17 protein-coding genes are annotated in these 24884 nt (G+C 42.6%); 10 read left to right on the top strand and 7 right to left on the bottom strand.

The window, feature by feature from the left end:
- Positions 1–198 precede the first annotated feature (198 nt).
- Both JWG45_RS20435 and JWG45_RS20430 read left to right on the top strand, forming a co-directional pair.
- Positions 199–1911, top strand: a complete 1713-nt coding sequence (locus JWG45_RS20435; protein WP_205281443.1) for an acyl-CoA dehydrogenase family protein — start codon at positions 199–201, stop codon at positions 1909–1911.
- Positions 1912–2181: 270 nt separating this feature from the next.
- Positions 2182–2838, top strand: a complete 657-nt coding sequence (locus tag JWG45_RS20430; protein ID WP_205281442.1) for a CatB-related O-acetyltransferase — start codon at positions 2182–2184, stop codon at positions 2836–2838.
- 42 nt (positions 2839–2880) lie between these two features.
- Here the strand turns inward: JWG45_RS20430 and JWG45_RS20425 are convergent, their stop codons facing one another.
- Positions 2881–3303 (bottom strand): hypothetical protein, encoded by a 423-nt coding sequence (locus JWG45_RS20425; RefSeq protein ID WP_205281528.1) that lies wholly within the window; start codon positions 3301–3303, stop codon positions 2881–2883.
- 243 nt (positions 3304–3546) lie between these two features.
- Between JWG45_RS20425 and JWG45_RS20420 the strand changes: the two genes are divergently transcribed.
- Entirely contained in the window at positions 3547–4341 is a 795-nt protein-coding gene (locus JWG45_RS20420; protein ID WP_205281441.1) for an SDR family NAD(P)-dependent oxidoreductase, read from the top strand.
- A 17-nt stretch (positions 4342–4358) separates the two neighbouring features.
- On the opposite strand, the gene map is transcribed toward JWG45_RS20420, so the two are convergent.
- Positions 4359–5117 (bottom strand): type I methionyl aminopeptidase, encoded by a 759-nt coding sequence (gene map / locus JWG45_RS20415; protein ID WP_205281440.1) that lies wholly within the window; start codon positions 5115–5117, stop codon positions 4359–4361.
- A 219-nt stretch (positions 5118–5336) separates the two neighbouring features.
- Here map and JWG45_RS20410 point away from each other — a divergent pair, with 219 nt between their 5' ends.
- Positions 5337–6371, top strand: a complete 1035-nt coding sequence (locus JWG45_RS20410; RefSeq protein WP_205281439.1) for a cyclic nucleotide-binding domain-containing protein — start codon at positions 5337–5339, stop codon at positions 6369–6371.
- Here the strand turns inward: JWG45_RS20410 and amt are convergent.
- The 3 genes from amt to JWG45_RS20395 all read right to left on the bottom strand — a co-directional run bounded on the left by amt (position 6361) and on the right by JWG45_RS20395 (position 11545).
- Entirely contained in the window at positions 6361–8466 is a 2106-nt protein-coding gene (amt, locus tag JWG45_RS20405; protein WP_205281438.1) for an ammonium transporter, read from the bottom strand. The genes JWG45_RS20410 and amt overlap by 11 nt on opposite strands.
- 368 nt (positions 8467–8834) lie before the next feature.
- On the bottom strand, positions 8835–9929 hold the full coding sequence (locus JWG45_RS20400; protein ID WP_205281437.1) for an MltA domain-containing protein: 1095 nt from the start codon (positions 9927–9929) through the stop codon (positions 8835–8837).
- A gap of 2 nt (positions 9930–9931) precedes the next feature.
- Positions 9932–11545, bottom strand: a complete 1614-nt coding sequence (locus JWG45_RS20395) for a 7TM diverse intracellular signaling domain-containing protein (RefSeq protein ID WP_205281436.1) — start codon at positions 11543–11545, stop codon at positions 9932–9934.
- Positions 11546–11955: 410 nt separating this feature from the next.
- Between JWG45_RS20395 and JWG45_RS20390 the strand changes: the two genes are divergently transcribed.
- A complete protein-coding gene (locus JWG45_RS20390) occupies positions 11956–12549 on the top strand; it encodes a TetR/AcrR family transcriptional regulator (protein ID WP_205281435.1) in 594 nt (197 codons plus the stop codon).
- Positions 12536–13042, top strand: a complete 507-nt coding sequence (locus JWG45_RS20385) for a PaaI family thioesterase (protein ID WP_205281434.1) — start codon at positions 12536–12538, stop codon at positions 13040–13042. Before JWG45_RS20390 ends, JWG45_RS20385 begins: the two co-directional genes overlap by 14 nt.
- A 240-nt stretch (positions 13043–13282) precedes the next feature.
- Here the strand turns inward: JWG45_RS20385 and JWG45_RS20380 are convergent, their stop codons facing one another.
- Positions 13283–14212, bottom strand: a complete 930-nt coding sequence (locus tag JWG45_RS20380; RefSeq protein ID WP_205281433.1) for a cation diffusion facilitator family transporter — start codon at positions 14210–14212, stop codon at positions 13283–13285.
- Positions 14213–14466: 254 nt separating this feature from the next.
- Positions 14467–16986 (bottom strand): SpoIIE family protein phosphatase, encoded by a 2520-nt coding sequence (locus JWG45_RS20375; protein ID WP_205281432.1) that lies wholly within the window; start codon positions 16984–16986, stop codon positions 14467–14469.
- Between the two features lie 361 nt (positions 16987–17347).
- Between JWG45_RS20375 and JWG45_RS20370 the strand changes: the two genes are divergently transcribed.
- The 4 genes from JWG45_RS20370 (at position 17348) to JWG45_RS20355 (ending at position 24842) form a co-directional block, all read left to right on the top strand.
- A complete protein-coding gene (locus JWG45_RS20370) occupies positions 17348–18352 on the top strand; it encodes a hypothetical protein (RefSeq protein ID WP_205281431.1) in 1005 nt (334 codons plus the stop codon).
- On the top strand, positions 18346–18780 hold the full coding sequence (locus JWG45_RS20365; RefSeq protein ID WP_205281430.1) for a hypothetical protein: 435 nt from the start codon (positions 18346–18348) through the stop codon (positions 18778–18780). The genes JWG45_RS20370 and JWG45_RS20365 overlap by 7 nt, the downstream gene beginning before the upstream one ends.
- 27 nt (positions 18781–18807) lie before the next feature.
- Positions 18808–20532, top strand: a complete 1725-nt coding sequence (locus JWG45_RS20360) for a GMC oxidoreductase (protein WP_205281429.1) — start codon at positions 18808–18810, stop codon at positions 20530–20532.
- Between the two features lie 116 nt (positions 20533–20648).
- On the top strand, positions 20649–24842 hold the full coding sequence (locus JWG45_RS20355) for an adenylate/guanylate cyclase domain-containing protein (RefSeq protein WP_205281428.1): 4194 nt from the start codon (positions 20649–20651) through the stop codon (positions 24840–24842).
- Positions 24843–24884: the final 42 nt, after the last annotated feature.

The raw sequence follows: 24884 nt of genomic DNA, 5'->3' as shown, positions 1-24884 counted from the left end.
TGTGTGAGTTCCTACTTTTTGGGGACTTCCGGGAAGGCTTGTCATCGCAGAGGAAGCGAAAAACTCCGGAGTTCCGACCTGAAAGTCCGCTGTTGGATCCGAAACTCCGGAAAATTCTCCCCAAAAGTAGGAACTCACACATTTTTCCTTTTCTCGGCCTTTCTTATCTCTTACACTGGTGGAATCCCCGGAGGTTCCATGATTCAGAACAATTATTTTTCGGACACTCAAGATATCCAGGATCACTTTGAACACATTCTTCCCTGGACCGAAATCATCCTCGATTACGAAAATGAATTCTCCGACATTTCAGACGGAGGTCCGACCAACCCTTCGGAAGCGAAAGAATATTATAAAACGGTTTTACAAACGGTCGGGGACCTTGCCGGAAACATTCTATCCCCTCACGTTGCACAATTGGATCGGGAAGGATTGGGATTCAAAGACGGAAAGGTAGAATTTCCGCCGAAGATGCTGGAATTGGTTTCGAAGGTCGTCGAAGCCGGGGTCCAAGCCTACGGTTTTTCCAGAAAGTATGGCGGGCTCGGAATCCCCTGGACCGTGAAATCATTTATTTCCGAAATCTTTTATCGCGTCGATGCGTCACTCGCCATTGCGATCGGATGTGTAAATCTCGCCGAAATTTTAGAACGTCACGCGTCGAAAGAGATGAAAGACGAATGGATACCACGTTTGGCCGCCGGAGAATTCGTCTGTGCAATGGGGCTTACCGAACCCGATCACGGATCCGATCTTCCCAATCTTCGAACCAAAGCTACAAAAGATCAAAATGGGAATTGGGTCTTGAACGGAACCAAACGTTTTATCACCCACGGCTGCGGATTCGGAGAAACCCCCGCGATTCTTCTAACGTTAGCTCGTTCGGGAGAAGTTGGCTCCGGAGCCAGAGGACTTTCCTTTTTTCTCGTCCAGAGCACGGACGTTCAAATTGCCGGAATCGAAAGCAAACTGGGCCTTCACTGTTCTCCGACTTGCGAGGTTGTCTTTGAGAATTCTCCGGGGCTTCTTATCGGAGAAGAAGGATATGGCCTCATAAAATATACGATGGGAATGTTGAACGGAGCGAGAATGGGAATCGCACAACAGTCGACGGGACTCGCCACAGCCGCATATTACGAAGCTTTAAAATACTCGAAGGAAAGAATTCAATTCGGAAAACCACTGATCGAAATCCCGGCCGTAAAAAAAATCATCGATCGTCTCGAAAGGGAAACCCTTGCGATGCGTTGTCTGACCTTGGAAGGGTCGAGAGTGATGGATCGTTATTACTGGCGTGCGCTTCGATTGGAAAAAAAAGGAGCCTCCGAAAAGGAAGCTAAGAACGATACCGTGGTTCGTTATTGGGAAAAGATTGCAAATGTCCTTACGCCGATTAGTAAATTCTACTGTTCCGAATCTTGTCTCAAGGTAGTCAGCGACGCACTCCAGGTTCACGGTGGCGCGGGTTATACGGAAGACTATGATATCGCGAGAATCTATCGAGATGCGAGAATCACAACTATCTACGACGGAACTTCCCAGATTCAAATCAACGCGAGTATCGGAGGTATTACTTCGGGACTGACTCATACTTTCGGAGAATATCTAACCGAACTCGTCAACCGACTGGATTCCTCACTCGCGCATAAATTGTTTCACGGATTTCAGGAACTCGTTTCTCTTTATAAGGATCTACCCGGCAGGGAAGACAAGGATACGTATGCGGAAGAAGTTGTTATGACTTGTTCACGACTTCTCTCGGGAATTCTTCTCGAACTTTCCTGCCGCAGAATTCCGGAAGAGAGAAAACAAAGCCGTCTCAAACACGCCAAGGATTATCATTTGGATACCCTTTCCATCTTAGAGGGAAATCTCGCGAAGTTAAAGGAAGTCAGCGGAGTTCCAGCTTAAATATAAAATGGAAAGTCATTTTTTTTTCAAACAAGGAAAGGATCGAAGAAGCGACCTTTCCATAAAGAAATATGAATTTCTCTTCTCGACGAAAGTCTTTTAATAAATTCTTCTCCGGAAATTCTTGACAAAAAAAGAAATTTAAGAAGATTGGATTTATTATGAGCATCTAAGCCCTCCTATATCCATAGAAAATTCAAATTCTTTAATATTCTATTTTCATTCTTTATCAACACTACTACGAATCGAACTTGTGCAGGAGGAATATCCATGCCAAATTCAAATCCAAATTCTTTCGGGCCCGACCCGTCGACTCCTCATCCCTTTCCTCAATATCCGAGGATCGGTTTTTTAAAAAATTTCATTCGATCTCCCCTGATTGAAATCGGCGATTATACTTACTACGATGATCCGAATGGAATTGAGAATTTCGAAGCAGAGAATGTTCTCTATCATTATGAGTTCAGCGGAGACCGTTTGGTCATCGGTAAATTCTGTGCTCTTGCGACCGGCGTAAAATTTATCATGAACGGAGCCAATCACAACATGAGCGCCTTTTCGACTTATCCGTTTGCGATTTTCGGAAACGGATGGGAATCTTCTATGCCGCAAATTCGAGATCTTCCGAATAAAGGTGATACGATAGTTGGTAACGACGTTTGGATCGGAACGAATTCCGTCGTTTTGCCCGGAGTAAAAATCGGAGACGGAGCCATCATCGGGGCCTACTCGGTGGTTTCTCGAGATGTTTCTCCTTATTCGATCGTAGCGGGAAATCCGGCTCGTGTCGTTAGAGAGCGATTTCCAAAAGAGATCGTCGAAAAACTTCTGAAATTAAAATGGTGGGACTGGACTTCGGAGAGAATTACAAATTCGTTAGAGTTTCTTACGGCTCTCGATTTTAAAGTTTTAGAAGAATTCGCTTAACAAAAAACTATTTTTTAAAATTCCGATTTTCGGGGGAGAATTTCAATCTCCCTTTTTTCGAATACAAGACTTGTTCTTTCTATCGAAAGGATTGGTGACGATTTCCAAATTTGTGATCCATTGTTTTCCGGTCTTTGGACAGTGATACAGGATCGCGCCCGAGCGATCGTGATAACCGATGACGTCTTGAAATAGAATTACAATTTCGGAATATATCTTTTGTTTAGTTTTGAAATCCTCCGTTTTTCCGAGTTCTTTAACGAGTGGAAGGGCCTTTCTGAAAATTTCGGAATCTTTCTCCTTCTCTCCCCCTTTTTCCAGAAGATTTTCCAGTGTCTTCGTGGCTACGGCGCCGTTTTTTTCGAGGTCGATATGATCCGTAAGTTTGGAAAATTCCTCCAATACAAAACTTGCCTTTCCTTTGTGCGCGTGTAAAGTCCCGAAACAAAGGATGATCATTGTCATCGCGAAAATTCCAGAAATTCTAAAATTGAGACTCATATTTGAAATTAAAATCGACCCGGCTGGAAATCGAAAACCAAAATTAAATTCGAATTCCCATAATTCCGATCGAAAAATAATTCACGTTTTTATAAAATTGTCCCCACTTGGATTTTGGGATATTGTCTTACGAGAACATCCCTCAAGGTAGAATTCACGTCCGGGGAACACGTTCTTCCACATTCTAAAACTAAAAGGAAATTGAATATGAAATACGATTTGGCTTTGATAACGGGCGCCTCCGGCGGATTGGGAGCTGAGTTTTGCAATCAGCTCGCGGCAAACGGAAGCAATCTAATCCTCACCGATTTATCTCCGAGTTCTCTCAAAAGTCTTCAAAACGATTTGGAGAAAAAATACGGGATCGAAGTTCATACCATTCCCGCAGATCTTTCAATTTCGGAAGGCCGTGAAAAAATCGTTTCTTACTTAACGAAAAAGAAACTAAAGCCGGATTTATTGATCAACAATGCGGGACTCGGATACATCGGCGATTTTGCGAATGAACCGGAGTCCAGTTTTCTCACAACGATTCGAGTCAACGTGGAAGCGTTGAGCGCTATGACTCGAAAACTTCTTCCGATCATGATAACAAACGGGAAAGGACGAATTCTAAACCTGGCCTCTACCGCTTCGTTTCAACCGGTTCCCTATTTTACGATCTACGCCGCGAGTAAGGTTTTCGTTTTGTATTTTACGGATGGATTGAGTTACGAACTTAAAGGCACCGGTGTGAGCGTGCACGCAGTGTCGCCGGGACCGATTCGAACTCCGTTTTTTGGCAAGGCTTTTCCGAAGGGATTCAAATCGCCGGATTTATTCTGGCTGACTCCGGCAAAAGTGGTAAAGACTGCTCTTTCCGGAATGGACCGAGGAAAAACTATCATCGTAGTCGGCTGGGTCAATCGGATTCAGCAAATTCTCACTTCAATTTTACCACGGAGAACAGCGGCTTGGATCGGATCGATCGTTTTCTCCATAGGAAAAAAAAGAGAAAATTAGAATTTTAGAATATTCTTTTAAACTCCGTTGCTCGCAGTCAGAAGGATCGGTTCCCGGTCCGTGACCACGATCGTATGCTCCTGTTGAGCGACGTAACTTCCGTCCCTAGTCACGAGTGTCCATCCGTCCGAGGTTTCCATCGCGATTTCGGATTTTGTCGAAATAAAAGTCTCTATCGCAAGAACCATTCCTGATTTTAGTTTTTGCGAATATCTTTTGTCTTCGTAACAAGGAATGTATTTCGGCGCCTCGTGTAAACTTCCGCCGGTTCCATGTCCCATTAAATTTTTGATCACAGTAAATCCGTATGATTTCGCTTCTTCGTGAATTGCTCTTCCAATGTCGCTGATTCGGTTTCCCGCCTTTGCCTGAGAGACTCCTTTATAAAGGGAGGTGCGAGAACAATCCACCAAGGAACTAAGAATCGGATGCGCCTGCCCTAAGATAAAAGAACTTCCGTTATCTCCAAAGTATCCGCCGAGTTCAGCCGAGACGTCGATGTTGATCAGATCCCCGTCTTTTAAAATCTTTTTTGAGGAAGGAATCCCGTGCGCGATTTCACGGTTCACGCTAATACAGGTGGTTCCGGGAAAATTGTATGTGATCGCCGGGGCAGATCTGGCTCCGTAACTTTTCAAGAGATTGAGTCCGAAGTCGTCCAATTCTTTGGTGGACATTCCTGATTTTGCGAACGATTTCATTTCTTTTAGGACGAGGCCTACGATTTTTCCGATCGTTTTCAAACCGACCAGATCATTTTCCGTTTCAATGGACATATAACTTTCCCCGATTCGATTTTTTAAATTCGAATTGGGAAGTCAATGGATTACTTACCCGTATAGACATTGGAAAAAAGATTCATCACAGATTATCATTTGAAAACAATAACTCTTTTGGGTTACTTGGAGCCAAATTCTTCCTTTTTTTTTCGTAAGTTTAAGAATCATTCCAAACCTTTCGTCACTTAATTCTAAATTATAAAAGAATAGAAGCAAATGCCTCCTGAATCACCTAACATATTAAATCATATTCAGCCGATCGAATACGACAAAGGTAAGGTTATTTTCCGTCAGGGAGATCCTTCCAAAAATCAGATGTTTTTTATTTCAAAGGGTTCCGTCGTTTTGTCCGAAACCGTAGATGGAAAAGAACGTGCGATATGTCGCATCCATGAAAATAATTTTTTCGGGGAAATGGCTTTGTTAACCGGCGGAAAAAGAACTGCTTCCGCAATTTCTGCGGTGGACGGAGTTCGTTTGATTTCCTTGGACAGTAGCATTATCGAAAATATGATTCAAAAAAATCCCAAGTTTATGTTTCGAATGCTTCTAACGGCGGCGAGTCGACACTATCGGGAAGAATTGAACTTCTCGAAATTGGAATACCTAGTAAAAATCGATCCTTCCAATTTGGAATTTGCGGACGACTATGAGAATTGTAGAATCCATAATCTTGGAGTCATCAGCAGAATCTACGGTCATCTTAGCAATTATTTTCCGCCCGGTAAATTTCTGTTTCGTTCCGGAGAACCTGCTTCGGAAAAACTTTGGTTTGTTCTCCAGGGAAAATTAGTACTTTGTAAAACGGCGAAAGACGGTTCCGAATCGGAAGTCCGAGACTATCATCCCGGCGATTTATTGGATCTATCTTCTCTTATCGGTTCTAATCCGAGAGTTTTTGCTGTGAAAGCGGTGGACGATACTGCGGTTGTGACTTCCATCGATCGTAACTTGTTGTATCGAGTTCTTACCTTGAATCCTAAATTATTCTTCAACGTGTTTAAGACGATAGTCTACGATTTTACGATTCTCAACCACTGTTTTAAGATGAGTAAGGTCGGAGAGTCGAATCTTTCCAACGGAGTTGTCCACGTTCCCGAAACGGAAGAAGTCAGGGGTGAGAGCGGGGAAGGGCTGGACCATTTAACCGAAGAAGCTTCCACCGCCGTTTGTGAGGACGAAACTTCTTCGGGATCAAACTCCGAGCCGGAAACGGTCGGAGCTCCGAGTAAGGAAAATTCTAGGGTCTAAATCCGAAAAAGAGTTCTTCAGACGGAAGATTTTTGCGCGCCGTAAGAATGAACGTATTGATCTTTCCTTTTCCTTTGATCTCTACGTCCTCTCTTTTTTCCATCGCAAATTCTTCAGAGATTAAATTTGCCGTGGAATGTGTGACTTGAATCTGACCGCTTAAACCGTGCGACTCCATTCTACTCGCAACGTTGACCGCGTCACCCCAAATATCATAGATAAACTTTTTAGTTCCTATTACTCCAGCTACTACGGGTCCAGTGTTGATCCCGATCCTCATATCAAGTTTTAGATTTCCTTCCTTAATTCTAAATCGTTTGAGCATATCCATCATTTCCCAAGCCATATGAGTGATTGCTAATGTATGATTTTTTCTTGGCTGTGGAAGGCCGCCTACTACCATATAAGCGTCGCCGATCGTCTTAATCTTCTCGAGACCGTATTTTTCGGCCATAAGATCGAATGCGGAAAATACCTTGTTCAAGATACGGACTACCTTTTCAGGATGAAACTTTCCGGCGATTTCCGTAAAACCCACGATATCGGCGAATAGTATGCTCGCCTCGCTAAAACTCTGAGCGATCACGGAGCTATCTTTTTTAAGTTTATCCGCGATGGACTTTGGAAGAACGTTTAATAATAGTTTTTCAGCCCTTTCCTGTTCCTTTTGTACTTTAGCATAAGCTTTGGCCAGCTCTTTTCTCGCCTTTTCGTTTTCGTCCAAGGTGATCCTAACCGTTCCAAGTACTTGATTGTATCGATCTGCGATCTGTCCTACTTCCGTAAACGGTTCCACCGGAACATTATAACTCAGGTCTCCCGTTTTTTTCTGATGTTCCATAACGAGAAATAGATCGATCAGTTCGGTCGTTGCGCGATGTTCTGAAATATTTAATCCTTGGTATTCTTCTTCAGGATCGACCCTCAATTTGAAAAATCGATTGATCGTATAAAAAAATAGATAGGAGGTTCCGAAAACAAAGGCGCCGATCGAAACAACTCCTAACAATTGTATCTGAATCTGCTGCCATCTCGTTAAGCCTGAGTTTAGAATCTGAAGGTTTCCGAAAACTCCGACACAAATCGTTCCAAAAATTCCCATTCCCAAGTGGACCGGAACCGCGCCTACAGCATCGTCAATTTTAAATTTTTCTAATATATCTTCAATCGGAGAAACGAGAATGCCCGCAAGAATTCCGATCAATCCGGCCTCCATTGCGTTGACCACGTTAGCACAGGCGGTAATTGCTACAAGGCCGCCTAACGATCCGTTTAACGGAAGAACCGCATCCGGATAACCTTTTCGAAACCAACCTACGAAAAGACCCGTGAACATGGCTGCGCCTGATGCGAGAACCGTATTTAAAAGAACGGTTGGAACGTGTTTATCAAAAGCGAGAGTACTTCCTCCGTTAAATCCGAACCAACCGACCCAAAGAATAATTCCACCTAACATCGCTAAGGGGAGATTGCTTCCGGTGACTTTGCGCGGAGGTTCGCCTTCCACAAACCTTCCGGTTCTAGGTCCGACTACTAGTAAAAAAGCGAGTGCGACCCAGCCGCCTACGCTATGAACTACGGAGGATCCGGCAAAATCCCTAAATCCTAAAACCGAAAGCCAGCCGTGAGTTTCGGATTGGTAGAGTCCGGCCCAAACCCAATGTCCCGCGATCGGATAGATAAAACCAGATATCAGAATCGTTGAAATGATATAAGAAACGAACTTGAGTCTTTCGGCAATAGCACCTGACACTATAGTGGCCGCGGTTCCGCAAAATACCAATTGGAAAAGAAAAAACGCGGGGCTCCAGATATCGTCTGGCGGAAATACGGGAAGGAACCAGGAAGTTCCGAAAATCCCTTTCCAAGACTGACCGAACATCAGACCGAACCCAAGAAACCAAAAAAGAACGGTGGCGATTCCGAAGTCGGCAATGTTTTTGATTGCGACGTTGATGGAATTTTTTGCCCTTGTCAGACCGGATTCTAAGATTAAGAATCCACCTTGCATTAAAAGGACAAGTCCGGAGCAGAGTAAGATCCACAGAACATCGGTTAGAGATTTTTCAGTCGAGCCCATAAACATTAAATGCATGCATATTTCCTGTAAAATTGAATCCCAAATTTTTACTACTTCAGATTTTTCCCAAATTCATCATCTCTAGATATACGAAAACAAACTTGTTTCGGAATATCGCAAAGATAACTTAGGGGACAGTCTTTTTTGTTTTTATAATCGGTCCGTTATGTTTCCATTCCTAGGCCCAACGGCTTGTAAGGAACAAAATGATTCTTCCCTTGGAATAAGAAACGGAACATCATAACGTTGTAAAACGATTTATTAGAATTCTTTTGAGAAGCACGTCGCTCCTTTTAGGGAGAAAGATTATGATTAAAATTGAATGCACTTTTTAATGCGAAGAGCGCAATTGATGCAAATTGCAGATTCTTTGAATAAAATGTTCACTTCTTCGGCAGAATTAAGAAGATTCTTCCGGCTGTTTGAATTCTGCCCGCTTGTTCTTCGGCCTTCTCTCCGGTCCCTAAGAAATAATCCAGCCGTCCGTGTCCGGTTATCTTCGATCCCCGATCGTGAACAAAGACCAGACGGTTTTCTTCGGTGATCACGGGCGATTCGAAGGAAATCAATACGGGAATGCCTAAGGGGATTTTCGGGTCCATCGCGACCGATCTTTTCGGAATGAGTTCGATTCCTCCGCTTCCCCTCGGCGCCGAGGATTCTTTTTGAAAGAATACATAACGGGGATTTTTTAAAATCGCGGCCTTGACTTCTTGCGGATGATCAAGAATACATTTTCTGAGATCCGATGGGATCAAACTTTGACAAACACCGTTCAGAGATTCGGCGGGGCTGATATACTTATGTCCGTTATCGGAAGAATACGTTATACGAAATCGATTCTGTCCCGGAATTTGAACTATCGCGGAGCCTTCTAACTGTGCCAAGTGAAGATCTACAATTTTGACGTAAACGATCGGCCTGGCTCTAAATTTCCAAAAAGAAGAATCTTCTATTTGGATTCTCGTTTCATAGGGAAGAAATTTTCCGTTGAGATTCTTTCCGACTACCGTTTTCGAGTTTTGTTTTTTTACGACCAAATCGGATGGTGTTTGCAAGATCGGAAAAACAAAGTCGCCTTCCGCTCGCTCTCGTCCTTCTATAATAACTTCGTAATATCCGGTAATCTTTCCTTCGTCCGGATCGGAAGTTTCCAGAATAAAGAACGATTTTTGAAACTCGATTCTTCTTTTTTCCGGATTTTCCTGTTTTAGAATACCTTTCAATTTTTCCAGGGCGGTCAAAAATTCTCTTCTATCGTAGGAATGTTTGTGAAGTTTTATTTTCCATTTCACTGGCAATCTTTCAAAGTAGGACTTTGATTCTCGAAAGGCGCGTTCTAAGTTTTCTACGTCATCCGTTCCTTGGATGGTCGGTGTTTTTTTTAAGCGAGTAAATCCCGATTCTTCCAATTCCTTTGCGTAAAATTCTGTAAAATTGATCAGGAAGATCATGCAGAAAAAGAGAAATGTTTGCATTCTTAAATCGACTCCGGATAGAGCATCAGTCTATATTCCGATGGTGTCATTCCGGTTAATGTCTTAAAGGATTTTTCCATCTCTCTCGCGGAAACAAAACCCGATCTTCTGGCGATATCCAAATGTTTTAGGTCCTTTCTCGTTTTTAAAAGGTGTTTTGCTTCTTCCACTCGATATTGATTCGTGTAACCCTCAAAAGATTGTAGTTTAGAGGTTTCTTGAATAAATTGTTCGAGGTCGAAAGGTGTGATTCTCAAGATGCTCGCTAAGTCTTCTTTAGTCAGTTCCGGATTCTTAAAAATTCTTTCTACTTTGAATAAATGATCGATGCTGAACTGAAGAGAAGGCGCTTTGTTTTTAGATTCGGGATCCGTTAGACGATCTGGTTTTCTTAATTTTTCCTGCAACTGCTGAATATCATAAGCTCGACTTAGGAACTTTCTTCTTACGAACTTTTCGCGATCCGATAAACTGATCATAACCACGACATAAATCGTGGGAAGCGCGAGGACATAAGCGTGAACGGTATATTCGTTGTATTGAAACACATCCAAATAGTAAAGAAGGGTAATCATTACACTTCCTACGATCGGAATCATACAAAGGGTGATTTTTCTCGCGGGTTTAAAGGAGCGAAAAACCAAAACGGTACAAATAATGATCAAACTGCAAGCGACGATGTAAGTCCAGGCGAATATCCGAACCGCGAGCGGACGATGAGGAAGAAAGGAAGTGTAAACCGCCAAAAGCAAAACTACGATCGCTCCTCCGAATAACATTCTTTGAAGAAATTTCGGAAGAGAAGAGGGTAAAAGGAATTGGTACATAAAATGCAAGGAACACGCAAGGGCAAGTAACGCAAAAAGCGGCGGTGTGATGTTTTGAAATTCGGGAAACATCGGCCAGAGATATTTGTATCCGCTTGCAAAACAGGCCCAGCCTTCGAGAGATACGAAAATCAAAAAGCCCACGGTATTCAAATAAATCGAATCCAAAGTCTGACGATAAACGAATATCGTAAGTAAAGAAATAAAAAGACTGAGAACCAACATAAAAAGGATGATAAGGTTTCTATAATAACTTCCTTTTTCATATTCCAAACCGGATTCCAGTAACAGCGGGAAATTGATAATCGAAGAAGTCTGAATCCAGAGATAATATATATTTTCAGCGTTCTTATCCTCCGACGGTTCCAGATGAAATACGGGATAGTAATCGTCCACGGATCTTTCAGAATACTGAAATCTGTCTCCGGAAATTTGAACCGAGGATTTGGAGAAAACCTTCGCCGCGTCCAAGGTAACCTGAGGAATTCGTAGAAAACATCTAGATCTTGGATATTCTTTGATGCTGAATCGAATCCAAACGGCTTCTTTTATAAACCCGAATTTGACGAAATGTTTTTTGAGTTCCGAATAAGGAAGATCGGTTTTCGGTTTTGTCGGAATCGAATCGGAAGGATTCCGGTCAGTCGCAATTTCTATTTTTCCGAACTCGCAGATTTCAGTTTGAGGATTCGAATAAAGCAGATTAGGCGAAACAAAGCTTAAAAATACAAAGAAGAAAACTTTGTCAGTTTTCAATATACTTTTCGTTTTTGTGAAAAAATAGAACATTCTAATAATCTAAAGTTTTAAGAAGAATGGAAACGTTCTAAAAACGAGGTTATTCCGTTTTTAGAACCTTCTTCTTAGCCGAGACCTAAGCGGTCTTATATTATCAAGGGCTCCAATTCCAGTCAAGAGTTCCAAATAATTTCGCGGACTTTTTCTGCGGTTCCTAACATCGAAGTCCAAAATTAAAGATCAAAGCTAAAGCGGGAAAGAATTCGAATTTCCGTTAATCCGATTTCGATTAAGCGAAGTGTAGAAAATTCTAAAGTTGTCGAGCCTTGGGCGGTAATTTAGACTGAAAAAAAAACGGATTTCCACAACCGTATCGAAGCTTTTATAAGAACCGATACTTTTTCGCCCTTGAGTATAAAATCATTGACTACCTACCTACTGGTAGGTAGGTTTGGTTCAAAATGAAACTCGTCGGAGACACAAGCGAAAAGATTGTCAACCTTGCCAGGGATTATTTTCAGAGCGTCGGATTTCAGTCCTTTAGCTTTCAAAACATAGCGGACGATCTCGGGATCAAAAAGTCTAGCGTTCACTATCATTATTCTTCGAAGGAAGAATTGGGTTTGGAACTTCTTGAGATATTTTTCAAAAACTTTGAAGAATATACGGAAAATCTTAAGGAAAGACCTCCGAGGGTCCGTTTGTTCGGATTGTTTAAACTCTACGAAGCATATACCGGAGATAACGAAAAGATATGTCCTTTTGGAGTTGTCGGCAGCGAATACCACGTCCTTACGCAGCCGATCCGTGATAAAGCTTTGGTCCTTCACAACCAGCATCGTGATTTTTTGATTCAAACCCTGAACGACGGTGTTAAGGACGGTTCCTTCGTTCTTCCATTGAATTCTAAAGAAACCGCAGATCTCTTTATGTCCGCGATCCAAGGTGCGATGCAAATAGCAAGGATTCGAAAAGATAGGGATTACTTTCCTAGAATAATCAAAAGTCTCAAATCGATGATTCAAATTAAGGAGCATAAAAATGCCGGCCACTGATACGATTACAAAAGTTAACGAAGAACTCGCTAGGATGTCTGAAAAAATGGCGAAAGAATACGGTATTCGTCTGGAATTGCCGCCGAAATCTTTTAAAGAAATGAAGGGAGCGTTTTTAGAAATAGAGCCAAAAAGAATTTTAGTAAGCTTTCCGTATGACGCGCGTTTTGCGAATCCGATCGGAATGTTTCAGGGCGGGATGCTCTGCACTGCTTTGGACAACACGTTCGGTCCGCTCTCTTACATAACCACGAAAAGACCTTGTGTGACTACGGATCTTTCGACTCAGTTTTTTAGATCGTTTGGACCTCAAGACTCCTATATTGAAATCGAAGCCAGAGTTGTCGCAAAATCGCCGGCGATGTTGACTATGCTCGCGGAGGTTCGGAATCCGAAAAAGAAGCTCGTTGCGACTTCCACAACGAGTATGTTGATCTTACAGGATTCTATGTTAAAACGAATGAGCGGTAGACAGGAAGACCAAGAAGAATAGGATTTTTTCTTCTTTAAAAAAATCCTCCCGTCTTCCGACCCTTGAGATAAAACCGGAAGACGTTGGGATTCTGATCCTTACATTTCATCGATCGAAATCTATCAAATCCTCTTTGGTTTTCTTTATCCGGACGACTTAGGTTCTTAAGAAAATTCGATTTATGCTTTCGTCTTTGTGAAAAGGAAACGTCGGGAATTCGTTTTTAAAAAATACTTAATTCTAAAATTGTTTTCCTAAACGTTAGTTGCAATCAACCTGGCCGCAATTGTCCCTTTCTTCCTCGGTTTCCAGAGTTACGTGCGCGATTTGAAGTCCTTTTAGAATGGTCCTTGCTTCGGATTTGATGTTTCTGCGGCGTTCCGAAGAAAGATCGTTTTTTAGAACAAGATGGGCGGTCAGCGCGTTTTCTGTGGTGCTCAAAGACCAGATATGAACATGATGAATATTTAATACTCCATCTATCAACTTGAGTTGTTCCTCCACAGTTTCTGAATGGATTGTGCCGGGTGCGGAGTCCAGACTCAGGCGAAGGCTTTCTTTAAAAAGTGGTATGTTTCCGTATAAAATGATCAGTCCGATGAGAAGTCCGGCCACAGGATCGATCCAGTAAATTCCTTTCCATTGAATGAGCAAACCGGAGACGATCACTCCCAAGGATACCATTCCGTCCGTGAGCAGATGGAGATAAGCCCCCTTTAGGTTTAAGTCGCTGTCTTTACTTTTGTGAAACAAAAACGAAGTGGAAAAGTTTACAACAACTCCTGCGAGAGCGACGATCGCGATCATACCTCCGGAGACGGGGCTCGGTTTGGAAAATTTTTGGATCGATTCGTAGACGATAAAAGCAAACGTTCCAAAAAGAAGAATCGAGTTGAAAAGACTGACCAAAATCGAAGACTTCTTCAAACCGTAAGTAAAACCGGGAGAAGGTGCTCTTTGTTGAAGTTTGATCGCAATCCACGCGAGAAAAAGAGAACTTACGTCCATCAAGTTATGCCCCGCGTCCGACAACAAAGCGAGGGAGCCCGACCATAACCCGATTCCTGCTTCGAGAGCGGCGTATAAAAGATTGCAAGTCATTGCGATCATCAACGCTCTGCTCGAACTATGATGGATATCATGAGCGTGAGAGTGATCGTGAGAATGGTTGTGCGAGTGATGATGACCCATGTTTACTTCCAAATTGAGTTAGAGTTCAGTTCCCAGATTAGCGGTTCCACCGGTTTGTAAATAGAAAAAAAATCGTTGTTGAGAATGGGTTCTCTAAAGGAGGCCATCAAGCGATCTTTCTCGAAGAAGCCGCATTTATTAGACTTTTCTAAAATAATGTTTAAACTTTTGAAATTGATTTCCTATTATCGAAAAAATTTTATTTCGTGAAATCGTTTGATTCTTCTTTGGATTCGAGTTTTAAAATCGGGAATTCAAAGAGGAATCGATTTTTGTTTTTTTTGATTGGAAATTGTCGCGCTTAGAATTTCTTCCAGCTTGAGGATTCTTTCCGAGTTGTTCAGCCCTTTGTAGGCACGGATGAGATTTCTCAGATTTTGAACGTTCTTTGGATCTCGGATTCGCAAACGTTCCCCGACGTCAACGGATGAGTGGATTTCCCCGGCTTTTCTCAACATTCTCGAAGTATAACCTAACATTTTATCATCAGAAGGGACGGCCTTCAAATATTCATACGCGCAAAAAGCGGCTTTGTCGTATTCCCTCAAACGAAAGTAAGCAAAGCTGAGTTCCTTTAAGGCCGCCGGATGTGTTTGTTTTCCGTCTCCGATTTCGTTAAAAAATTTATCCAATGATTTTTTATCTTTTTTGGAAAGTTTGATTTTTACTCTTTTAGGAACCGTTCCATTCCATTCAATTTTCATAATAGAGAGATCGTCGGTAAGGACTCCTTCTCTTTCGAGTTGCGAGTTGATTCTTTCCAGGTTTCCTTGGGATTCTTCAACGATGCGAAGAATTCTTGTCTCATCGTAATTCATGTTTTTTTTGCCGTCGATGTTTTCCAAAAGAATATCGTCTCTTCCGTCCGATCCGTTAAAAAGGACGTCGCCGGGTAAAAATTGAAACGTCTGAACGGAAAGGGTTCCCTCTACGAGTTGCGATCCGAGTTTTCTGTAAAACACATTCTCGCCCAGAAAAGAAGCGATCCCGTCTCGATAAAGAATGGAATAAGGATGTTCGGCGTTCATATAATATGTAAAGCCTGTGTCGTCTTCGATGACTCCGAGTACGATAGAAACCAGCATGGAACCTTCAAAACTTTCGAAAACTCTATGCAATTCTATGAATGCGTTTTTCAACCATCGTTCGGGATAAAGATCTTTCATAAACGCGCTGAAGCGGGTCCTTTCTATGATCGATTTAAAAACCGCGCCCAAAACCAGGGCGCCGCCGGCTCCTTGCATCGATTTTCCCATCGCGTCCGCGTTGAAAAATACGGTGAGTCTTCTTCCCTTAAGAACGATACTTTCGGTTTTACAAAGATCGCCTCCGATTTCGTTTCGGAGATTCTTAAATTGAAACTGCTTTTTCTGTTTGATAAAAAATTCGATCTTAACGTTTTCACTCTTCGCGTTATTCTGTCCGAGAGGATTGATGAGTAAGGAAGTGAGAAAATAATCTCCGTCCTGCTGATCTTTGAGCTTGCTCATTTTATCCAGAGTGTCAGTCAGTTCCCTCGTTCTTTCCTCCACTCTTTGTTCAAGATTTGCATTGAGTTCTTCGGTCTTTGCGTGAAGTTCGCTGAATCTTTCGGCGAGAATGGTAGCGATTCCCATCACGTAAAAGAAAAATCCGTATTTGCTCAGAGCCAAGCCTGTATTAAAGAATAAAGAATCCAACACGTCGAAGATCGCCGTAAACGTGATGATTACGGTGCCTAAGAACAATCTTTTTGCCGCCGGAAGTTTCAGCCTTATACCTTTGATTAGAACGTAGAAGTTTACGGGCACCGCGTAAAAGATCGCTCCCATTTGCCAAACCCTTAGCAAATATTCGGAGATATACATCGGAGTAAACAAAGTCGGAATTACTAGGAGGACGTTGAAGACCGAATAATAACGAATCGGGGAAATTGTCTTTCCGTAAAAAAGCTGACTCATAAACGTAAAATAACTCGAGATACAAATATACAAACCGATCAATTCGATTCTTTGAATCAGAGTGGAATCGATCGGATTTTCAAAGACGACCGAAGATCTGGTGTAAATATAGAGCCCGAGTAAAAGGGCGAAAAGACCGAACGAAAAATTGTGTCTTTCTTTTCTTCGTTTTAAAAAAAGAAAAAGATGGTAGAGTCCGGTGGTGATATAAATTCCGATCAGGATAAGGGCAATACGGTCCTGCTCTTTGTATATGAGTTCTTTATAATATCCGATTTCGTATCCGGATGTCAGATAAAATCCTGTATGGTCGTATTTCGGATCTCCGGAAATTTTTACGACTAAGCGGTTCCCTTTCGATTTTAGAACTTCACGATCGATTTCATAAACCTGACCTCGAACGGTTCTGTGGAATATTACTTTCTCCTTTGAGACTTCCCCTTCCTTGGCTATAATTTTGCCGTTGATGTAAATTTCGAACGTCTCTCCGATTTCCCCGAATCGAATTCCGGGTTCTAAGGGACTTTCCGCAAACCGATCCGGTAGATCGAACTCCGTATAAAAAGTAAACCGATGGAGCGACGAATTGTGAGAATAGAATTTGTTCACCCAGATCGGAAATATTGGAACGTTCTTCCATTCGGAATCAGGAACAAAACGTTCCTCCAAAAAACGGTTTTCAAATCGATCTAAAATTTTCCATCCTTTCGATCCACAATTTTCTTCCTGATCGCAATTTTTCGTCAGATCGATCGAGTTTTGCGAAAATAGCGAAGTTTGAGTAAGTAAAATTAGGATGAAAGTATATGCGAAAGTTCTAAACTGATGATTCATTTTTTTTACGGGGAAGGCCTTCCATTCGAACCGTTACGACTTGGACTTTACAAAGGATAACGCTCACGATCCGTTATCGAAGGTTTCGATTTTTCTTCCTGAATGGAAACGGAATGACCCAGGGGAGAATGAAACGGAACGCTCCGTTTACAAGCATATTTTTCGCCGGAAAACTTTCGGATTCCATTCCGTCTTTTCGGAAAGAAAGGAGAGTTTCGATTTTTCGCTGATAACGGATTGCTTTGATTTTTCGTTTTCGAAATCCGGCCTTCTTCTCTTTTTATAAAAAATGTCAAGAAAGAGGCCGGGAAAGTAAACTATTGTTGCAATTGTTGTCAAAAGATGCATTTATTGTCGATTTATGTTTGGGAAGAAATTGACTAAATCGATCTTTATCATTCTTTTATTGTTATGTCACAGCCTTGGTGCGTATCAAGAGGACGGTCATTTTTATACGGTTCAAACCGTTTTAAATAATTTCCATACCCCTTCTCCGCTTACCAAAGATGAAACGGCTCTTGTAGCGTTTTGCGCGCAACTTCCGGACGAAGTTCCGGAACTGGATGCAATCGGGGTTTATAGAAAACTTGCGATCGATTATCCCTTCCAATATCTTCTCTGGGTTTTTACGGATCAAGGTTCGCGTTATACGCTCGGAAGAATGGCTGAAGTTCAGCAACTTCTGCATGGGTTGACCGGCGGGAACAGCGAACACCTCAGAAATATCGCAATCGTGGTTCTTGATCGACTCAGAAACGAACTAACTTCTAAAAAGGAAAAACAACCTGAAAAACTATGCGCTTTAGGATTCGCTTTTCACCTTTTAGGAGATTCATTCGCACATCGTAAATTATACAATTCTAATAAAATGTATCCTACGGGAAGAGGACACGCGTCCGATATGACTCTTCCGGATCATCCCGTCCATAGCGACGACCGAGTGACCGAATGGGAAAAATACGCAAAAGGGATTCCCAATCTTTTCCGTTCCCAACTCAAAGAGATTATCGTGAAGGACGATTTCCCGAAAGTTAGAGAGCTTACGGGGAACGACAATCCTTGGCATTGTATTTTTGGAACCAAGTGTGAAGACAATATGAGGAAAATCTTATTGAACCGTTTGAAAATATCGAACTCTTTTCCAAAATATGATCCTTTACAAAAAGAAAGATATCAAGCGAGTAATTGTCAGGAATATGTTCAGAAGGTTGTGGAGTTGAGAGACATTCCGATTACTCCAAATTGTGAAAAATCTTGGAAGGCTTATAAAACCGTTTCTTTAGAAGTCTGGAAAGCGCTCGGTTACTTTCAGAACGAAGATTCTCGAAAACAAATCGAACTTTATAACGGAGACGATCTATGGTAGAAACTGTCGAAGAGGAAAGCCCTCGAAAAAAAAGAAAACGCAAGGTAAAACGCAATTCGATCTGGGGAGAAATCCTCATCGTCTTTGCGGGTTTACCGATTCTGATCGTCTGGGTCACGTTACGCACGTTTGTCTGCTGGGGAAATCTCGGCTTTTTCGGAGAATTGTTTTGCAGGGTTTCCGGCTTTATAAAACCGATTCTACTGATTTCCACGCTCGCCCTTTTAGTGATAACGATCTTTGATCTGCATAAACTGGGAGACGAATTGGAAGAATTGCCGAAATGGGCTTGGAAACGAAGTTATAAAGGATTTCGCTCTTTGGACGGCTGGGAAAAATTTCATTTAATATTCTCCTTTGTTTCTTTTTTGGGAGCTTTGGTTATCGGGATTTATCTTTTGAATCGTTTTGAATTTAGTTTATTTTAATATATTAACATAATTGTCGGGGTTGTAATGAAAAAGTACGAAGCGGTTGTGATCGGCACCGGTTTCGGCGGAGCCGTAAACGGTTGTAGATTGAGTAAAAAATGGCCGGGTCAGGTTTTGATCCTGGAGCGGGGAAAACGATATCCAAAGGGTTCTTTCCCGCGTTCTCCGCACGACATGGCCAAAAACTTCTGGAACGTTCCCGAAGAAAACAAGACAAAATTGAGACCGGGGAAACTTTCAAAGTTAAACCAGACAGGTTTATTCGATATTCGGAACTACCCGAACATGGACGTCGTTTTATCGGCTGGACTTGGTGGCGGATCTTTGATCTATGCGAACGTTTTTTTAGAACCCCCGGATCATATCTTCGACGAAAGATGGCCGGAGACCGTTAAAAAGAAAAGTCTCACATCGTATTATAAAATTGTAAAGGAAGTTCTGGGATCTCGGCCGATTCCTATCAACAACGATCCGAGAAGAAGAGTCGTTCGCACCGAACTCTATCAGAAATTCGCAAAGTCCCAAGGAAGGGAATCGAAACTCGCCGATATTAACGTATTCTTCGGAAATGATTTTAAAAAGCCGACAGAGATAGGACTTCAGGAAAAAAATAGATACGGAGCCGTTCAAACTTCCTGCACTTACTGCGCGGAATGTGATATCGGATGTAATTCCCATTCTAAAAATACCTTGGATCTTAATTACTTGTTCGTGGCCGAGAATAAATACAAAGCCGACGTTCGAACGGAACATCTCGTTCAAAAGATCGTCCCGGTTTCCTCGGATGGAACCGACGATCCGTCCGCACACGGTGAACACGGATATCGGATTTATTTTCTCGATCTTTCCTCGGCAAACCGAGGCCTTGATTCCGTTCTTACAAAAAGGGTCGTGGTCTCCGCAGGAACGTTAGGCACCACCGAGCTTCTTCTCAAGTGTAAGGAAGAATACAAAACTCTTCCCGATATTTCGGAACATATCGGAAAACAATTTTCCGGAAACGGAGATTTTCTATCCTTTGCTACTAAAGGAACACAACCGGCGGATCCGAACTACGGTCCGGTCATCACTCAGTACACAGACTATAATCTTTTCAAAAATTTCGATCCGAAAAAAGCTTTCGTTTTGGAGGATGCAAGTTATCCGGTCTTTGCCGCATATTTTGCCGAGGCTGCGATCCCGTTCATTTTTAGAATCGGTTTTTTCTTTCACATGATCGGAGAACTCTTCAAACGTTTTTTGAGCGGAAAGATATTCGGAAAAATCGGTTTTCTTATGAGCGAAGTTATGAAAGGGGATATGTCCTACACATCCCTGGTTTTACTTTGTATGGGGGTGGATCGTTCTGACGGAAGAATGGTGTTGGATCGAAAACGAGGTATTCAAGTGCAATGGCCTCAAAAGAATAGTATGCCTCTTTACGAAGCGATTTTGGACGTAACAAAAAATTTCGCCTCCTTCGTAAAGGCGAAGGCTCATTTTGCGATGCCGACTTGGGCATGGCCGATCCGTAACAATGTCTCCGTACACCCGTTAGGCGGTTGTATCCTTGGGAATTCCAAAGTGAATGCGGTGACTTCGGCGGAACCGAAAACGTTCGGTCAGGTTTTTTCGTATTCAGGGCTCTATGTTGCGGATGGAAGTCTTTCTCCGACCGCAATCGGGGCCAATCCTTCGATGACGATCGCGGCTCTTTCCGAGCGCGTTGCGGAAGGAATCACGGGGATAAAACCGACGCCAAAACTTTAATAAAAATAACAATTCTGCAAGCAAAAGCACAATACCGGGAATAATTGGTCAAAATTCTTCGTCTAACAGCCTTGCAGAATTGTTGAAACAAAAATAACATTGGTTTTAGGATTATTATGAATAGTGCAACGGAATCCATCAAAGACACACTTGAACTGATCAGACCATATCTACCGTCTGCGGTTGTCCGAAAATTGGCAGATTCCAACGAGTCGAAACTCCAGCGTTCTCAGTCGATCGAAGGCGCAGTCCTTTTTTTTGACGTCGTAGGTTTTACTCCTACAACTTTGGCTCTTGCGGCAAAAGGTACGAGAGGAATTGACGCTCTTCAAACCGTTCTTTCTAATTATTATACCGCGCTCTTAGACCACATGAATCAATGGGGTGGTGCGGTTTATCAATTTGCGGGAGACTCGGTTCTTGTAAGTTTCGAAAAAAAGGAAGACGAAACGGATGCGGACGCCGCGTTGCGCGTTGCCAATTGTGCATTAGGAATTTTTAATTCGATTTCTGAATACAGTTCCAGTCAACTTTTGGGAGAAAACGTCAATCTTCCGGCGAGAGTCGGTCTTGGTTACGGAGAATATCATGAATTCATTTTGGGCGATCCGGATCGTTTTTTAAGAGCCGTTATCGCGGGAGCGCCGGTCGACGATTCGATTTCGGCCGAAAAACTGGCGTTAGGCGGAGAGATCATTCTCAGCGCGAAACTATGGGATCTTCTTCCGGATTCAAAAACCGGAGAAAGTATAAATTCCAACTTCGTACGTCTGATCGATTGTGAAAGAATCGACAATAACTATGTTCCTCCCTCCCGTTCCGAAAACGCGGAAAGGATCTCTTCGGAGCGTTTTTTCAAACGTTGCAGACGTTTTATCGTTCCGGAGTTGTATCAGAGAATTACAAACGTTCACAGGGCGTTTTCCGGAGATTATCGGGAAGTCGCGGCGGCATTCGTACATATAGATTCTCCTTTGGAATCCAGCACCGATTCTAAGAATTTTAACGACTTTTTTGTTTATATTCAAGGTATTGTTGCCGCTTGTTCGGGAACGTTCGTTCTTACGGATTTGTCCGATAAGGGTGCGCTTTTTTTGATTCTTTTCGGAGCGCCTGCGGCTCTGGAAAACAAGGAAGCTTTAGCGGCGCGTTTTGCGCTACGGCTGACAGAAGGGGCTTCGGCTTTTCCGGCAGCAAAAAATCTACAAACCGGAATTTCCACGGGGATGGCCTATTGTGGAGATTTGGGAGCTCCTTTTCGAAAGGACTTTACCGCGATCGGAGAAATGATGAACATCGCGGCTCGTCTTTCCACGTTAGCTGGACAAACGGGAATTCTAATCGATTCCCAAACCAAAAGTAAGTTGGGTAAGAATTTTACCTTCCATGAAATCGGAGACATCGAGCTCAAAGGTGTGAGCGGCGTTAAAAAGGTTTTTCAACTCACCGGGGAACAAAAAAACATACCAGGTTTGCTCATCCAATACAGAGATCCAATGATCGGAAGAAAGGATGAGATCGATCGTCTTCACAAAATGCTCGATACTTCGATGGAGAAAGGCGGAGTCGTTTGTAGAGTGATCGCGGATGCCGGACTTGGTAAGTCCCGATTGACGAATACCTTTATCGATCAGGCTTACGATCGAGAAGTTGAGATTCTCATCGGTTATTGTTATCCTTACGAAAAATTTACCCCATTCTATCCTTGGAAAGAATTGCTCAGTTTGTTTCTTGGAATTTTCGAAGACGACTCGATCGAAACCAGAGTTTTCAAGGCGGAAAATGCATTAGAGAAATTGAATTCGTTTGATATCGCATGGGCGAAAGCTCTTGTCGCTTTGATGGGGGTTCCGGTCGAAGAAGATCCTTTGACCCGCGAGATCGACAGAAAACAAAAGAACGAAAGACTTTTCGAAATCATCATTTCCTTACTGCAAGAACGCGCGGAACGAAAACCTCTTTTATTGATTTTCGAAGATGTTCACTGGATCGACGAACTTTCCAGCCGACTTTTGGAAAAATTAGCCGCCAGACTTCCTTCGATGAAAGCCATGTTGATTTTGGTTTCCAGGCCGGAAGGGCAGTTTGCGGAAGAATCCGTGGCGCCGAACGAGGAACTCATTCGTTTGAAGGAATTTAAACCGGAGGAAGCGAGAGATTTTCTCGTTCATAAATTCAAGATGGATACGAGCCAGGAGGATTTTTTGGATCAGATTCTAAATCGATCCAGTGGAAATCCGTTTTTTCTTGAATCCATCGTTCACAATTTGATCGAAGAAGGAACTTTGAAAAAATTGGAGAATGGAACCCTTTCTCCTTCGGAAACAACAAGGGATATCCAAATACCGAACACACTCAACGACGTTTTACTCGCTCGTGTGGATCGTTTGCAGGAACGGGAAAAGATCGTTTTAAAAACGGCGTCGGTGATCGGACGTTTGATCAACGTTCAGACGCTCAATCATCTTCTTCCAGTGGAATTCCGTTCCGAAATTCAAAACATTCTACAGAGTTTGGAAGGATTGGATCTGACTCCTTTGGAGATCACCGATCCTCTTACTTACATTTTTAAACATATCGTAATCAGAGACATCGTGTACAATACACTTCTTCATTCGACGCGTGAGGATTTGCACAAACGAATCGCATCCTTTATCGAAGAAGAGAACGAAGGCAATATCGTCGAGATGGCGGATATCCTTGCGTTTCACTATCAGCAGTGCGCCGATTACGAAAAGGCTTCCAAATATTCTTTGATGGCCGCCCGTAAGGCGAGAAGTCGATACGCAAACCGAGACGCGATTTATCACTACGGTCAAGTTCTGGAAATGATCGTTCAAGCGGGTAAAAGTAAAAGTGATCTTTATTATGAGATTACTCAAGAATTGGCCCACGTTCATCGACAATTGGGCGAATATTCCAAAGCGGAAGCGCTTTTTATGGATTGTTTGGAGAATAAGTCCACTTTGAATCTGATTCGCTCCTACACCGGTTTGGGCCAGGTCTATCAAGAACAGGACGATATTCCCCGCGCGATGGAGGCGTTGGAAACGGCGCTTCGATTTACCGGAATCCGCGCACCGGGAAGCAGACCGGATACGATTTTTAAAATCGTATTACAACTTCCTTTTGTTCTTAGATTTTCCCTTTTGGGACCGTCTTATACTTCCGCCAATAAGGCTGAAAGATTACGTTTGAGATGTATGATTTTGGTGACACTCGCAAAGTTATACATCATGAAGGACATCAAAAAATTCGGTTGGTCCGTATTTACCCAATATAACGCCACTCAACGGTTTGACGATCCTGTTCGTCAGTCCCTCGCCGAATGCGCGTTAGGTCAGGTCTTCTTCGGATTGAATCTTTTCGGACCTTCCAAACATTTTTTGAGCAAGGGAATGGAGCTCGCTGAAAAAACCGGAGATCCTTATGCAAGGGCGATCGGTTTTCTCGTGCACGGAATCTATTATATGATGCAGAATCGTCCGGATTTGGGTCTTCCCTATCTTCACGATTCGGTAGCGATCTATAGACAAGTCGGTGAAAAGTGGGATCTGCTTTCAGCGCTTTCTTCCGGAGGATTCCTCTATTATTTCCAATCCGATTTTAGAACCGCAAAGAAATACTTTGATGATATCGGCGAGTTGGCGAGCGACCTCGGAGCTCAGTTACAGTTGCGGTGGACTCGTATTTGGTCCCCATATTTCGGATATCTTCTCGGAGAAGTCGATCCGTCGGATTTAGAAAAAAGACTGATGGTCGAGGCGGAAAGGGCTGCGTCTGAAAACGATGTGATGAACGAGCTTTCTACGATCAATAAACTTCTCAAACTTACGATCTACGAAGGTTGGACGGAAAAAGCCGCTTATTGGTCTAAAAGAAGTTATGAAGGATTTTTAAGATGTGAAGTGAAATTTCCGCAACTTCAAATCGGAAACGTCTATCTTGCGGAAGCAGCGCTTTTTGCACAAAGAGAAACGGGCGATAAGAGTTTGAACAAAATCATTCAATACGGTCTAAAGAACGGATTGAAATTAGGAAAGTCGTTACCGTATCTCTACGGCCCGGCTTTGGTTTTAAAAGGAAAATTAAAATTCTATTCAGGAAACGTTAAAAAGGCAGAATCGATCTTCAAGGAAGCTGAACTTTTTCTTTCCAATACGATGAACCGTTGGGAATACGCGACGGCGTTGTATGAAATCGGCCAGCTCCTAAGAGATCAAGAGCGTGTCTCGACGGCGAAATCGATTTTTCAGGAACTGGATGCGAAGAGGGATCTAAAAAGATTGGAAGCCAATCCTCTCTATTAGTCTTTTTTAATTAAGAAGAATATTCGATTTTCTGAATGTGAT

The organism is Leptospira ainlahdjerensis, assembly GCF_016919175.1.
Classification (GTDB): Bacteria; Spirochaetota; Leptospiria; order Leptospirales; family Leptospiraceae; genus Leptospira; species Leptospira ainlahdjerensis.
The sequence above is the reverse complement of the archived record's forward strand: the minus strand, read 5'-3'. Positions and strand labels throughout refer to the sequence as shown.

Bases quoted from the DNA above. Each gene is read 5' to 3' on its own strand.
- JWG45_RS20435 (WP_205281443.1), top strand. From the start codon at position 199: ATGATTCAGAACAATTATTTTTCGGACACTCAAGATATCCAGGATCAC.
- JWG45_RS20430 (WP_205281442.1), top strand. From the start codon at position 2,182: ATGCCAAATTCAAATCCAAATTCTTTCGGGCCCGACCCGTCGACTCCT.
- JWG45_RS20425 (WP_205281528.1), bottom strand. From the start codon at position 3,303: ATGACAATGATCATCCTTTGTTTCGGGACTTTACACGCGCACAAAGGA.
- JWG45_RS20420 (WP_205281441.1), top strand. From the start codon at position 3,547: ATGAAATACGATTTGGCTTTGATAACGGGCGCCTCCGGCGGATTGGGA.
- map (WP_205281440.1), bottom strand. From the start codon at position 5,117: ATGTCCATTGAAACGGAAAATGATCTGGTCGGTTTGAAAACGATCGGA.
- JWG45_RS20410 (WP_205281439.1), top strand. From the start codon at position 5,337: ATGCCTCCTGAATCACCTAACATATTAAATCATATTCAGCCGATCGAA.
- amt (WP_205281438.1), bottom strand. From the start codon at position 8,466: ATGCATTTAATGTTTATGGGCTCGACTGAAAAATCTCTAACCGATGTT.
- JWG45_RS20400 (WP_205281437.1), bottom strand. From the start codon at position 9,929: ATGCAAACATTTCTCTTTTTCTGCATGATCTTCCTGATCAATTTTACA.
- JWG45_RS20395 (WP_205281436.1), bottom strand. From the start codon at position 11,545: ATGTTCTATTTTTTCACAAAAACGAAAAGTATATTGAAAACTGACAAA.
- JWG45_RS20390 (WP_205281435.1), top strand. From the start codon at position 11,956: ATGAAACTCGTCGGAGACACAAGCGAAAAGATTGTCAACCTTGCCAGG.
- JWG45_RS20385 (WP_205281434.1), top strand. From the start codon at position 12,536: ATGCCGGCCACTGATACGATTACAAAAGTTAACGAAGAACTCGCTAGG.
- JWG45_RS20380 (WP_205281433.1), bottom strand. From the start codon at position 14,212: ATGGGTCATCATCACTCGCACAACCATTCTCACGATCACTCTCACGCT.
- JWG45_RS20375 (WP_205281432.1), bottom strand. From the start codon at position 16,986: ATGAATCATCAGTTTAGAACTTTCGCATATACTTTCATCCTAATTTTA.
- JWG45_RS20370 (WP_205281431.1), top strand. From the start codon at position 17,348: ATGTTTGGGAAGAAATTGACTAAATCGATCTTTATCATTCTTTTATTG.
- JWG45_RS20365 (WP_205281430.1), top strand. From the start codon at position 18,346: ATGGTAGAAACTGTCGAAGAGGAAAGCCCTCGAAAAAAAAGAAAACGC.
- JWG45_RS20360 (WP_205281429.1), top strand. From the start codon at position 18,808: ATGAAAAAGTACGAAGCGGTTGTGATCGGCACCGGTTTCGGCGGAGCC.
- JWG45_RS20355 (WP_205281428.1), top strand. From the start codon at position 20,649: ATGAATAGTGCAACGGAATCCATCAAAGACACACTTGAACTGATCAGA.